The sequence below is a fragment of the Amycolatopsis sp. NPDC051903 genome (assembly GCF_044452505.1).
Taxonomy (GTDB): Bacteria; Actinomycetota; Actinomycetes; order Mycobacteriales; family Pseudonocardiaceae; genus Amycolatopsis.
This window is the reverse complement of sequence record NZ_JBITBT010000010.1, coordinates 62,190-74,636: the sequence shown is the minus strand read 5'-3', so window position 1 is coordinate 74,636 and position 12,447 is coordinate 62,190. Positions and strand designations below refer to the sequence as shown.

At 72.1% G+C, this 12,447-nt stretch carries 11 protein-coding genes and 1 pseudogene; 11 read left to right on the top strand and 1 reads right to left on the bottom strand.

The genetic code is table 11. The features are described 5' to 3' along the window. Positions 1-4: 4 nt before the first annotated feature. Positions 5-619: a VC0807 family protein gene (locus ACIA77_RS22605; RefSeq protein WP_395887904.1), complete on the bottom strand. Its 615-nt coding sequence runs from the start codon at positions 617-619 to the stop codon at positions 5-7. 141 nt (positions 620-760) lie between these two features. Between ACIA77_RS22605 and ACIA77_RS22600 the strand changes: the two are divergent. The 11 genes and pseudogenes from ACIA77_RS22600 (at position 761) to ACIA77_RS22550 (ending at position 12,440) form a co-directional block, all read left to right on the top strand. Continuing rightward, positions 761-1,329 (top strand): annotated as a pseudogene (locus ACIA77_RS22600) (DNA-binding response regulator). Continuing rightward, positions 1,326-2,333 carry a sensor histidine kinase gene (locus ACIA77_RS22595; RefSeq protein WP_395887903.1) on the top strand — a complete coding sequence of 336 codons (1,008 nt, stop codon included), beginning with the start codon at positions 1,326-1,328 and terminating at the stop codon, positions 2,331-2,333. Before ACIA77_RS22600 ends, ACIA77_RS22595 begins: the two are co-directional and overlap by 4 nt. 295 nt (positions 2,334-2,628) lie before the next feature. After that, positions 2,629-3,522, top strand: coding sequence for an FAD binding domain-containing protein (locus ACIA77_RS22590; RefSeq protein ID WP_395887902.1), 894 nt, complete (start codon positions 2,629-2,631; stop codon positions 3,520-3,522). Then, entirely contained in the window at positions 3,515-4,021 is a 507-nt protein-coding gene (locus ACIA77_RS22585; protein WP_395887901.1) for a (2Fe-2S)-binding protein, read from the top strand. Before ACIA77_RS22590 ends, ACIA77_RS22585 begins: the two co-directional genes overlap by 8 nt. Continuing rightward, positions 4,018-6,438 (top strand): xanthine dehydrogenase family protein molybdopterin-binding subunit, encoded by a 2,421-nt coding sequence (locus ACIA77_RS22580; protein ID WP_395887900.1) that lies wholly within the window; start codon positions 4,018-4,020, stop codon positions 6,436-6,438. The genes ACIA77_RS22585 and ACIA77_RS22580 overlap by 4 nt, the downstream gene beginning before the upstream one ends. Further along, positions 6,428-7,294, top strand: a complete 867-nt coding sequence (locus ACIA77_RS22575) for a branched-chain amino acid ABC transporter permease (RefSeq protein WP_395887899.1) — start codon at positions 6,428-6,430, stop codon at positions 7,292-7,294. The genes ACIA77_RS22580 and ACIA77_RS22575 overlap by 11 nt, the downstream gene beginning before the upstream one ends. Further along, the gene (locus ACIA77_RS22570) at positions 7,291-8,238 is read left to right on the top strand and encodes a branched-chain amino acid ABC transporter permease (protein WP_395887898.1); all 948 of its coding nucleotides are present in this window, start codon (positions 7,291-7,293) and stop codon (positions 8,236-8,238) included. The genes ACIA77_RS22575 and ACIA77_RS22570 overlap by 4 nt, the downstream gene beginning before the upstream one ends. Before the next feature lie 13 nt (positions 8,239-8,251). Next, positions 8,252-9,514 (top strand): ABC transporter substrate-binding protein, encoded by a 1,263-nt coding sequence (locus ACIA77_RS22565; RefSeq protein ID WP_395887897.1) that lies wholly within the window; start codon positions 8,252-8,254, stop codon positions 9,512-9,514. Beyond that, complete coding sequence (locus ACIA77_RS22560; protein WP_395887896.1) at positions 9,511-10,218, top strand: ABC transporter ATP-binding protein; 708 nt, start codon at positions 9,511-9,513, stop codon at positions 10,216-10,218. Before ACIA77_RS22565 ends, ACIA77_RS22560 begins: the two co-directional genes overlap by 4 nt. Then, complete coding sequence (locus ACIA77_RS22555) at positions 10,215-10,928, top strand: ABC transporter ATP-binding protein (protein WP_395887895.1); 714 nt, start codon at positions 10,215-10,217, stop codon at positions 10,926-10,928. The genes ACIA77_RS22560 and ACIA77_RS22555 overlap by 4 nt, the downstream gene beginning before the upstream one ends. 24 nt (positions 10,929-10,952) lie before the next feature. Then, entirely contained in the window at positions 10,953-12,440 is a 1,488-nt protein-coding gene (locus tag ACIA77_RS22550; RefSeq protein WP_395887894.1) for a CoA-acylating methylmalonate-semialdehyde dehydrogenase, read from the top strand. Positions 12,441-12,447: the final 7 nt, after the last annotated feature.

The window sequence follows — 12,447 nt, the reverse complement described above, 5'->3', positions numbered from 1 at the left end:
GGACTCACGCTCTTCGTGTGGCCAGGTAGCGCTTCGCGAGGAAGTAGATCACCGTGAGCGTGCCGAACAGCAGGACGGGCGAGAGCGCCGCGATCGTCTCGATCGGCAGCACGAAACACAGCACCGCCAGCACCGCCGCCTCGAGCAGCAGCCCGAGGCCCCACGCCCAGCTCAGCACCCGGAAGTGCCGCCGGGTCGGGGCGTGGGTCGCGCAGCGCTCGTCGAACGCGGCGACCTTCGCCGGGTCGTCGGCGGTTTCGAACTTGCGCCCGAGCAGGTACAGCAGCGGCCGGCCGGCGCGCGTCGTGCCGACGAAGACGAGCGCGACCGCACCGGTGACGAACGAATCCTTGAGCACGAGCAGGCGCACGTCGCCGGTGAGCAGGGTCGCGCCGAGCACGAACACCCCGAGCATCACCGCCGAGAGGATCTGCATCCGGCGCAGCCGCAGCAACTGCCCGATCAGCAACGCGGCGGACAGTGCGACGAGGTCGCCGGCACCGGCGGCGTGCAACGTGAAGTAGCGGACGCCCGGCAGCAGCACGTCACAAAGCAGCGCGGGGAACAGCGCTTTGAGGCGGGCGATCCGGCTCGCCCTGGCCGTGGTCGGCAGTGTCATGGGTCCCTCCAGTCGGTCGGTGCGTCCGACGCTGGGCACGGCCCGGCCCCCGGCGTGGGGCGATCGGTCACCGGATCCGGTTGACAACTGTCAGCACTGGCGAGCCGCCTCACCGGCTGCGTTCGGTTCGTGGCGAGCACGGTGCTGGTCGCGGACGACCAGGGGCTGGTCCGCGGCGCGCTCGCTGCGGTGCTGGACTTGGAGGACGACATCCGGGTGGTGGCGCGCTGGTTCGGGCGACGAGTTGCTCGCGCCCGCCCGCGCGACGCGGCCCGATGCCGCGCCGCTCGACGTGCAGATGCCGCGCAAGAACGGCCTCGACGTCGCGGCGGAGCCGCACGCCGAGCTGCCCGGCTGCCGGATCCTGATGTACACCACGTTCGGCCGACCGGGATATCTCACGCGCGCTCTCGTCGCCGGCGCCTCGGGGTTCGTGGTCAAGGACTGCCCGCCGGAGCAGCTGATCGACGCCGTCCGCCGCGTCCACGCCGGACTGCGGGTGATCGATCCGTCGCCGGCCACCGAGTCGCTGACCCTGGGCCCGAGTTCGCTCACCGACCGGGAACGCGACGTGCTGGAGGCCTGCCCGCGACGGCAGCACCGTCGCGGCCGTCGCCGCGCGGTTGCACCTGTCCGCGGGCACGGTGCGCAACTACCTGTCCTCGGCGATGGGCAACCTCGAGGCCACCACGCGGGCCGAAGCCGTGTGACCGGCCGACGAACGGGGCCGGCTGTGACCTGGCCGGTCCGCGACCCGGCGCGCACCAGCGTCTGGCCGCTGGTGCGCGAGCTGGGACCGTTCACGTTGTTCCTCGCCTGGCTGTGGATCGAGATCCCGGCCGAAGCGGACGCGGCCCCGGCCGTGCGCGTCCCGGCGCTGGTGGTCGCGGCGGTCTACCCGGCCGGGTTCCTCGCCGCGCTGGTGTTCGGCCTGCGGCTGCGGCCGGGCTTGCGCGTGCTGGTCGTGGCCGCGCTGTTCGCATGCGGAGTGGCGTTGCCGGTGTTGGTCCGGCGCCCGGAGCTGCTGACCCTGACCGCGTACGCCATCGCCGCGGCGGTGGTGCTGCTACCGGTGCGCGCGGCGCAAGGGCTGGGTTTCGGCGTGGCCGGGCTGGTGCTCGTGACCACGACGATCGTGCGCGGCAGTCCGGACATCGGCGACACCGTGCTCCTCGCGCTCGGCCTGATCTCCGCGACGCGGCTGAGCCGCACCGTCGCCGAACTGCGCGCCGCGCGCGAGCAGGTCCGCACGCTCGCCGTGTCCGGGGAACGCAGCCGCGTCGCGCGCGACCTGCACGATGTGCTCGGCCACAGCCTCACCACGATCGCGCTCAAAACCGGCCTCGCCCGCCGGATGCTGGAGAGCGGCAAGCACGCCGACCAGGCGCTCGGCGAGGTGCGGGAGGTCGAAGTCCTGTCGCGCCAAGCGCTCGCCGAGGTGCGCGCCACCGTCACCGATTTCCGCCGCGCGTCGCTCGCCGCCGAACTCGCCGGGGTCCGCGGCGCCCTCTCCGCCGCCGGCGTCCGGCTCATCGCGCCGCACGCGGTCGACGACGTTGCAGCAGCCGTTCGCCTTCGTCGCCCGCGAGGCCGTCACCAACGTCATCCGCCACAGCGGCGCCACGCGCCGCGAAATCCGCTTCGGCCCCACCTGGGTCGAGATCACCGACGACGGCCGCGCCGCGCCCGCGGCGCACGGCAACGGCCTAGCTGACCGGCTCGCCTCCGCCGGTGCCCGGCTCTGCGCGGGACCACGGCGCGAAGGCGGGTTCTCCGTGCGGGCGGTGGCCGACGACGTGCCGCCGGACCCCGGCCACCTGCCGGGTCAGCCGTTGATCTCCTGAACCGCCCTCCTGGACTGAATCGGACTTTTCAGGACAATACACGTGGCGCGCAAGCCGCCGCCGAACCGTCACGGCGCGCTTGACATCCGGACACGCCATCCCGACACTTGTGCTGCAAATCGAACGGCGTTCAGCATTTCGAACAACGGCAAGGGAGACGAGCCGGTGAAACTGCCACCTTTCGGCTATCACCGCGCCGAATCGCTCGGTGAAGCGGTGGCGGTGCTGGCGGAGCACGGCCCCGACGCCAGAGTGCTCGGCGGTGGCCAGAGTCTCCTCCCCGTGATGGCCCTGCGCATGTCGAACCCGGCCGTGCTGATCGACATCACCACCGCGAAAGACTTGCAGGGACACGCTTTCCGCGACGCCGACGGCTTGGTCGTGTCGGCCGCGGTCACCACCCGCGCGGTGGAGACCGACGCCGAGACGCGGCGCCGCCACCCGCTGGTGGCGGAGTGCCTCGCGCAGGTCGGGCACCCCGAGATCCGCAACCGCGGCACGGTGTGCGGCTCGCTCGCGCACGCGGACCCGGCGGCCGAGTTGCCCGCGCTCCTGCTGGCGCTCGGCGGCTCCGTCCGGGTCGCCGGCGCCGAACGCCGCCGGCGGATCGCGGCCGCCGACTTCTTCGCCGGTCCCTACCTGACCGCGCTCGAGGAGGGTGAGGTCGTCGCCGGGGCCGAGCTGCCGCTGCTGGCGCGGACGGCCGGCTGGTCGATCCGCGAGATCACGCGGCGCAGCGGCGACTTCGCCCTCGTCGGGGTCATCTCTATCCTCGACGCCGACGCGGACGGGCGCTGCACCGACGCTCGCCTCGCGCTGTTCGGGATCGCCGGCACCCCGCGTCGCGCCACCGCGGCCGAGAACGTCCTCAAAGGACAGCTGCTCGACGACGCCGTGCTCGCCGAAGCCGCCGAGCACGCGTTCGACGACATCGACGTCCTCGGCGACCTCCACGGCTCCGTCACCTACCGCCGCCGCGCCGGCACGCGGCTCGTCGTCCGATCGCTCGCCGAAGCCCGCGCGCGTTGTCAGTCCGAAGTGGAGAGTGCCCGTGCTTGACGCGAACGAACCGACGCCGGTCACCCTCACGGTGAACGGCAAAGCCGAGTCGGCGCGCACCACCCCGCGCACCACACTCGCCGACTTCCTGCGCCACGACCTCGGACTGACCGGCACGCACCTCGGCTGCGAGCACGGCGTGTGCGGTGCCTGCACCGTGCGGCTCGACGGCACCGCCGTGCGCAGCTGCCTGACGCTGGCCGTGCAGGCCGACGGAGCCGCTGTGGACACCGTCGAAGGGCTCGGTGCCACCGCCGGCACCGAAGACGTGCTGCACCCGCTGCAGCAGAAGTTCTGGGAGCACCAGGCGTTGCAGTGCGGGTTCTGCACGCCGGGTTTCCTCATGGCCGCTCTCGCCGCGCTGGAGGAAGACCCGGATCTCGACCGCGACGGGATCCGCGAACGGCTGTCGGGAAATCTGTGCCGCTGCACGGGTTACGCCCCGATCGTCGACGCCGTCGCCGAATACGCCGAGCAGCTGCGGGAGGCGCGGTCGTGAGCATCACCGACGGCTGGGTCGGCCGCCGCGTCAAGCGCGTCGAAGACCCGAAGATCCTGCTCGGGCGCGGCCGCTACGCCGACGACGTCACGCCCGCCCGCTGCCTGCACGCCGCGTTCCTGCGCGCGCCGGTCGCGCACGCGCGGATCACCTCGATCGGCACCGAGGCCGCGCGGCGGGCCCCCGGCGTGGTCGCCGTGTTCACCGCCGACGACTTCAACCCGATGTGCCGCTCGTGGAAGGGCCTGCTCGACTGGCCGGGCCTGGTCAGCGGCGACCAGCGGCCGCTGGCGACCGGCAAGCTGCGCTACGTCGGCGAGCCGGTGGTGCTGGTCGTGGCCGAAAGCCGCGCCGTCGCCGAGGACGCGCTCGAGCTGATCGACCTCGAATACGAAGAACTTCCCGCCGTCGTCGACTCGATCGCCGCGCTCGACGACGCCACGGTGCGGGTCCACGACGAGCTGCCGTCCAACCTCGCCTTCGAAGCCACCTTCGGCTCGGGTGACGTGGAAGCCGCGTTCGCCGAAGCGGACGTGGTCGTCGAGACCGGCATCAGCACCGCCCGCCACACCGCCGTCGCACTGGAACCGCGCGGCGTGGTCGCCGAGTTCGACCCGTCGGCGAAGGCCCTCACGGTGCGGATCTCCACGCAGGCGCCGCACATGCTGCAGTCCGTGTTCGCCGAGCTGTTCGGGCTGCGCGAGAGCACGATCCGCGTGATCACCGACGAGGTCGGCGGCGCGTTCGGCATGAAGGCGCACGTCTACTCCGACGAGGTCGCCACGTGCGCGGCCAGCATCCTCTTGCGCCGCCCCGTGAAGTGGATCCAGGATCGCGTCGAATCGCTGCAGTCGGACACGCAGGCGCGCGACGAACGCGTGTCCGCCAAGATCGCCGTCACCGCCGACGGCCGGATCCTCGGCCTGCGCTCGGAAGTCGTGAGCGACGGCGGCGCGTTCTCCGTCTACCCGCGCAGCATGGTCACCGAAGGCATCCAGGTCGCCACGATCATGCCCGGCCCGTACCGGATCCCGGTCTACTCGGGACACGTGCGCGTCGCGATCACCACCAAGGCGCCGCTCGCCGTGTACCGCGGCGTCGGGCACCCGGTCGCGATCCTCGCCATGGAGACGCTGCTCGACGAGACCGCGCGCCGGCTCGGCCTCGACCCCGCGGAACTGCGCCGCCGCAACCTGATCACGCCCGACGAGCTGCCGTACACGTCGGTCACCAACCAGGTCTACGACAGCGGCTCGCACCAGGAATCGCTGGAAAAACTGCTCTCGATGATCGCCACCGGGCCCGACCTGGACAAGCGCAAAGCCGAGGCACGCGAACGCGGGCGGCTGCTCGGCGTCGGGCTCGCGTGCTTCGTCGAGGTCACCGCGCCCGGCGTGATGTTCTACGGCAAGCGCGGCGCCCCGATCACCGCGCACGACCAGGTCGAGGTCCGCGTCGAGGCCGACGGCTCCGTCACCGTCCTGCTGGGCACCCCCGGCCAGGGCCAGGGGCTGCAGACGACCGCGGCGCAGGTCGTGGCCGATCACCTCGGGGTGCCGTTCGACCGCATCACCGTCATCAGCGGCGACACCGCCGTCGTCCCGCACGGCACGGGCGTGTGGGCCAGCCGCTCGGCCGTGGTCAGCAGCGGTGCCGCCGCGTCGGCCGCGCGTGAGGTGAAGGAACGGATGCTCGCGATCGCCGGGCACCTGCTCGAAGTGGATCCGGCCGACCTGGAGATCGACGATGGTGTCGTCCACGTCGTCGGCGCCCCGAACGCCCGCCTGGGCGTGGAGGAGATCGCCGAGATCGCGCACTGGCGCACGCACCGCCTGCCGGAGGACCTGCGCATCGGACTGTCGGTGACGGGGGAGTACAGCGGCCCGAACGTCACCTTCAACAACGGTGCCCACGCCGCGGTCGTCGAGGTCGAAGAGGACAGCGGGCTCGTGCACCTGGTCGACTACGCGTGCGTCGAAGACTGCGGCGTGCTCATCAACCCGTCCATCGTGGACGGACAGATCCGCGGCGGCGTCGCGCAAGGCGTCGGCGGCGCGCTGTTCGAACGGCTCCACTACGACGAAAACGGGCAGCTGCTCACCTCGACGCTGCTCGACTACCTGATGCCGACCGGGCCCGAGCTGCCCGACGTGCGCATCACCCACATCGAAACCCCGAGCCCGGTCACCAGCCTGGGCGTGAAAGGTGCCGGCGAAGCCGGCGCCGCAGGCGCACCCGCGGCCGTGCACAACGCGGTCAACGACGCGCTCTCCCCCTTCGGCGCACGGGTGTGGCACCAGCCGCTGACACCCGAACGCGTCGTCCGGGCCCTGGACGAGGCCGCCGGGCGCAGCTGGCCCGAACCGCCCGACACCCCGGGGCTGCCATCACTCGAGGAGGACAACGGTGTCCGGTAGCGAGTTGGCGCTGACGACTTTCAACGGCCTGAGTTTCGCGGGCCTGCTCTTCCTGGTCGCCAGCGGGTTCACCCTGATCTTCAGCCTGATGGGCGTGCTCAACCTCGCCCACGGTTCCTTCTACCTGTGGGGTGGTTACCTGGGTCTGGTGACCCTGGGCGCCACCGGGAGCTGGCTGCTCGCGCTCACCGCCGGAGCGTTCGGCGTCGCCGTCGGCGGTGGGGTGCTGGAGCGCCTCGTCTACCGCCGCGTGCGCGGCAAGGAGCTTTCGGAGGTGCTGCTCAGCGTCGGGATCTCCCTGGTGCTCGCCGACCTCGCGCTCGCGCAGTTCGGCGGTGACTCCCTCACCATCGCGCCCCCGGCGTGGCTGGCCGGCAGCGTCGGGCTCGGCGACCTCGTGGTGCCGCGGTTCCGCCTGGCGGTGATCGTCGCCGCGCTCGTCGTGCTCGCGGTGCTGTGGCTGCTGCTGAAGCGGACGAAGGTCGGCGCGATCATCCGCGCCGGCGTGGACGACGAAGAAATGCTGGGCGCGCTGGGGGTGAACGTGCGGCGGGTCGCGGCCGGGGTGTTCGTCCTCGGTGCCCTGCTCGCCGGCGCGAGCGGCGTGGTCGGGGGAGTGTTCTTCGGGACCTACCCGGGCGCGGACGCGGAGATGCTGCTGTTCGCCCTCGTCGTGGTCGTCGTCGGTGGCCTGGGCAGCCTGCCCGGTGCGGTCGTCGGCAGCCTCGTCGTCGGCTTGCTCTACAGCTTCGGCGTCGCACTGGTGCCGGACCTGCTCTACTTCGTCCTCTTCGGACCGATGCTGCTCGTGCTGGTGCTGCGCCCGCGCGGGATCCTCGAGGGGCGGCTCGGATGACGGCGCTGACCTCCACGACCTCCCGCACGCTGCTGCTCGTCGCCGCCGTCGCGGCGGGGGTGGTCCTGCCCTACCTCACCGGCCAGTACTGGATCGGGATCGCGACCGAGGCCGTGATCTTCGCGATCGCCTCGCTCGGGCTGAACGTGCTGATCGGCCAGGGCGGCCTGGTCTCCGTCGGGCACGCGGGCCTGTTCGCCACCGGCGCCTACACCGCCGCGCTCACGCAAACGCAGTACGGGCTCGGGTTCTTCACCTCGGCCCTGGTCGCGATCGCGGTCACCCTCGTGTTCACCGCGGCCTTCGCGATCGCGGCGGTCCGGACCACCGGGATGTACTTCCTGATGATCACCCTCGCCGAGGGCATGCTCATCTGGGGCCTCGCGCACCGCTGGTCGGCCGTGACCGGCGGCGAGAACGGCGCCGTCAGCGGCCTGCGCCCGGGCGGGTTCACCCGCTACTACCAGTACTACTGGCTCGCGCTGGCCGTGCTCGTCGTCGTCGCGGTGCTGCTGTACCTGTTCACGCGGTCGAAGGCGGGGCTGCGCATCCGCGCCACCCGCGACAGCGCGGCCCGGCTGACCAGCATCGGCTACTCGGCCCCCACGCAGCGTTTCGGCGCGTTCCTCGTGTCGGGTGCGGTCATGGCCGTCGCGGGTGTGCTCTACGCCGGGTACTACCCGGTCGTCAGCCCGTCCACCGCCTACCTGTCCACGTCGATCCTGTTCATGCTCATGGTCCTCACGGGTGGGTCCGGGGTCTTCGTCGGGCCGATCGTCGGCGCGGTCCTGCTCACCGTGCTGCGCGCGGCCGTCTCGGCCGAAACCCCGCGCTGGCCGACGGTGATGGGCGTCGTGCTCATTGTCGTCGTGCTCTTCGCCCGTGAAGGCATCACCGGAACCCTGCGCGACCGGCTGCGAAGCCGTCGTCCCGCCACGAGCTAGCCGAGGAGAACCGATGCGAATCCTGCGCACGCGCGTCCTCTGCGGCGCGCTCTGCCTCCTGCCGGCGCTCGCCTCGTGCGCGCCGCCGGCCGCCGACCACGCCGCCGCGCAACGCACCAGCGGCCCCCTCACGGTCGGGTTCGTCGACAGCCTGTCCGGCTCGCTCGCCGGAGCGGGCCAGGACATGCGCGACGGGCTCACCCTGTGGCTGGACCAGAACCAGGGCCGGATGGCCGGCCGCGACGTCAAGCTCCTCGTCGAGGACGACCAGGGCTCCACCGAAACGGGCGTCCAGGTCACCAAGCGCCTCGTCGAGCAAGCCGGCTCCGATCTCGTCATCGGACCGCTCGCCGGCAACGTCGGCGTGGCGCTCGGCCAGTACGTCAAAACCACCGAGGTGCCGCTGGTTTACCCCATCCCCACCAGCGACATCTTCGTGCACAAGGACTATCCGACCGTCTTCCCGGTCACCGGCACCGCGCCGCAGTTCAACGCGCCGCTGGGCCGGTGGGCGGCGGAACACGGCCACCGCCGGGTGGCCACGATCTGCTCCGACTACGCCTTCGGCCAGCAGGTGTGCGGCGGCTTCGCCGGCACCTACCGGGCGGCGGGCGGCACGCTGGCCGGGCAGCTGTGGCCGCCGCTGGGCAGCTCCGACTTCGCCCCGTTCATCTCGCAGCTGCGCCAGATCGGGGCGGACGCGGTGTTCGTCGGCCTGATCGGTGCCGACAGCGTGAAGTTCCTCAAGGCCTGGCGCGACTTCGGCATGACCGGGCAGGCCACGCTGCTCGGTTCCGATCCGTCGTTCGACCAGGCGGTGCTGCGCGGCGTGGGCAAGCAGTCCCTCGGCCTGGTCTCGGTCGGGCACTTCGCCGAAGGGCGGCCGAGCCCGGCGACGCAGCAGTTCACGAGCGCGTTCCGGCAGAAGTTCCACAAACTGCCCAGCTACTACGCCGCGAGCGGGTACCTGGCCGCCGACTGGACGGCCCGCGCGCTCGTCGCGAACGGCGGCAAGGTCGGTGACGCGAGCGCGTTCGTCCGCACGATGCGCACGATCTCCTACCCCGACAGCGTGTTCGGCCCGATCCGGGTCGACGAACGCGGCCAGCCCGTCTACAGCGTCTACCTGCGCGAGGTGACGTCCGGCCCCGACGGCAAACCGTGGAACACCGTCACCTCGACCATCCCCGACGTCGGTGCGACCGGCGGTCTCACGTACGCGGAGTACTTGTCCCAGCCCGTGCTCTCCCGCGAATACCAAGGAGGCGTGCGATGACGCTCGCACTGGACGACGTCGGCCGCGAGTACGGCGGGCTGCGGGCCCTCGACGCGGTGTCCTTCACCACCGGCGAGGGTGAGCGGGTCGGGGTGATCGGCCCCAACGGCGCCGGCAAGAGCACGCTGTTCCGCGTCATCGCGGGCAGCGAGCGCGCCAGCCAGGGCCGGGTCACCTTCGAGGGCAAGGACCTCTCGAGGATCTCCGAGCGTCGCCGCGCGCGTCTCGGCATCGGGCGCACCTTCCAGATCACGGAGCTGTTCGGCACGCTCACCGTCGAGCAGAACGTGCGGCTGGCGGCGCGCGACGGCGACCAGGTCGCCGGCGTGCTGAGCCGGTTCGGCCTGCAGACGTGGCGAGCTTCCCGCGTCGACGAGCTCGGCTACGGCCGCCAGCGCCTGGTCGAGCTCGCGGTCACCTTCGCCACCGGGGCGCGGGTGCTGCTGCTCGACGAACCCGCCGCCGGGCTCGGCGCGGCGGAGCGGGTGGTGATCGGCGACGCGGTGCGGCAGCTGCCCGAAGACGTCACCGTGCTCCTGATCGAACACGACATGGACCTGGTCCTCGGCCTCGTCGACCGGGTGCTGTGCCTGTCCAACGGACGCCTGGTCGCCGACGCCGGCGCCGCGGAGATCCGCGACCACCCCGCCGTGCGCGAGGTCTACCTCGGCGAGCGCGACGACGAAAGCGAGATCGCGTCATGAGCACCTTCACCGTGACCGGGCTCGCCGCCGGCTACCAGGGCCACCCGGTGATCGACGGCCTCAGCCTGACCGTGGCGGGCGGCGAGGCCGTCGCACTCGCCGGGCGCAACGGCATGGGCAAGACGACCACGCTCAAGGCCGTGATGGCGCTGTCCGTGCCGAGGGTGTCGGCCGGCAGCGTCCGCTTCGGCGACACCGAGCTGACGCGGCGCAAACCCCACCAGATCGCGCGGGCCGGGATCGGGTACGTGCCGCAGGGCCGGCGGATCTTCCCGAGCCTCACCGTCGACGAGCACCTCGACGTCGTCGCGCGCCCGGCCCCGCCCGGGTACGAGCCGTGGACGCGCGAGCGGGTCTTCGACCTGTTCCCGCGGCTGGCCGAGCGCCGCCGGCACCGGGCCGGCACGTTGTCCGGCGGTGAACAGCAGATGCTCGCGATCGCGCGGGCGCTGATGACCAACCCCCGCCTGGTGCTGCTCGACGAACCCAGCGAGGGGCTGGCGCCCCGCGTGGTGCGCCAGGTCGCCGACATCATCCGCCGGCTCCCTGAGTCGGGGGTCGGTGTCCTGCTCGCCGAGCAGGACCTCGGCATGGTCCGCCGCGTCGCGGACCGCGTCTACTTCCTCGATCGCGGCAGCGTCGCCGCCGAGGTCACATCGCGCGAGCTCAGTGAGCGCGACGATCTGCTCGACCGCCACCTCGGCGTCTGAAACCCTGTGGAGGAAAGGAAACCCGTGAAGAACATCCAGCACTTCGTCGGCGGCGCACCGGTGCAGGCGGAGCCGCCCGCGTGGGCCGACGTGCACGACCCGGCGCTCGGCAGCGTCAGCGGCCGGGTCGCGCTCGGCGACACCGGCATCGTCGACCAGGCGGTGAAGGTCGCGCTCGACGCGCAGGGTGCGTGGGGCGAGGAGTCGCTCGGCGCCCGCCAGCAGGTGATGCTGGAGTTCATCCGGCTCGTCGAACGCGACCGCGACGCGCTCGCGGAGATCGTGACCGGCGAGCACGGCAAGACGATCGCCGACGCGCGCGCGGAGGTCAACGCGGGGCTGGACGTCGCGAAGTTCGCGGCGGGGATCCCGCACCTGCTCAAGGGCGAGTTCAGCGAGAACGTCTCCCGCGGCGTCGACACGTACTCGATCCGCCAGCCGCTGGGGGTCGTCGCCGGCATCACGCCGTTCAACTTCCCCGTGATGGTGCCCATGTGGATGTTCCCGCTGGCCATCGCGTGCGGCAACGCCTTCGTGCTCAAGCCCAGCGAAAAGGATCCGTCGGCGGCGAACCGGCTGGCGGAGCTGGCCGTCGAGGCCGGGCTGCCGGCCGGCGTGCTCAACGTCGTGCACGGCAGCGCCCCGGCCGTCGACGCGCTGCTGGAGCACCCGGACGTCGACGCGGTGAGCTTCGTCGGTTCTACGCCGGTCGCCCGCTACATCTACGAAACCGCCGCGCGGCACGGCAAACGCGTGCAGGCGCTCGGCGGCGCGAAGAACCACCTCGTGGTGCTCCCGGACGCGGACCTCGACGCGGCCGCGGACGCGCTCGTCTCGGCCGCGTACGGGTCGGCGGGGGAGCGGTGCATGGCGATTTCGGTGGGTGTCGCCGTCGGCGGGGTCGGCGACGCGTTGCGCGAGCGGCTGATCGCGCGGATCGGTTCGCTGTCCACTGGGGACGGTCGCGACGAGGGCGCCGACATGGGCCCGCTCGTCACGGCCGACCACCTGCGGCGCGTCAGCGGCTACGTGCAGGCCGGCGCCGACGCGGGCGCCGAACTCGTCGTCGACGGCCGCGACGTGCGGGTCCCCGGCCGCGAGGACGGGTTCTTCCTCGCGCCGACGCTGCTCGACCACGTCCGCCCGGACATGACCGTGTACACGGACGAGATCTTCGGCCCCGTGCTGTCGATGCTGCGCGTGGACACCCTGGAGGACGCCGTCGGCCTGATCAACGGCAGCGAATACGGCAACGGCGTCTCCCTGTTCACCCGCGACGGCGTGGCCGCGCGGCGGTTCCAGCACACCGTGCAGGCGGGCATGGTGGGGCTCAACGTGCCGATCCCGGTGCCGATCCCGTACTTCCCCTTCGGCGGCTGGAAGCACTCCCTCTTCGGCGACTCCGGTCAGTACGGCGAGGACGGCATCCGCTTCTTCACGCGGCGCAAGGTCGTCACGAGCCGCTGGGCGCCGCCGGCCGGCTCGCGCGTCGACCTGCGGTTCCCGGCGTAGGGGGTTT

Coding starts and splice junctions, on each gene's coding strand:
- ACIA77_RS22605 (WP_395887904.1), bottom strand. CDS start 619: ATGACACTGCCGACCACGGCCAGGGCGAGCCGGATCGCCCGCCTCAAA.
- ACIA77_RS22570 (WP_395887898.1), top strand. CDS start 7,291: ATGACGGCGCTGACCTCCACGACCTCCCGCACGCTGCTGCTCGTCGCC.
- ACIA77_RS22565 (WP_395887897.1), top strand. CDS start 8,252: ATGCGAATCCTGCGCACGCGCGTCCTCTGCGGCGCGCTCTGCCTCCTG.
- ACIA77_RS22560 (WP_395887896.1), top strand. CDS start 9,511: ATGACGCTCGCACTGGACGACGTCGGCCGCGAGTACGGCGGGCTGCGG.
- ACIA77_RS22555 (WP_395887895.1), top strand. CDS start 10,215: ATGAGCACCTTCACCGTGACCGGGCTCGCCGCCGGCTACCAGGGCCAC.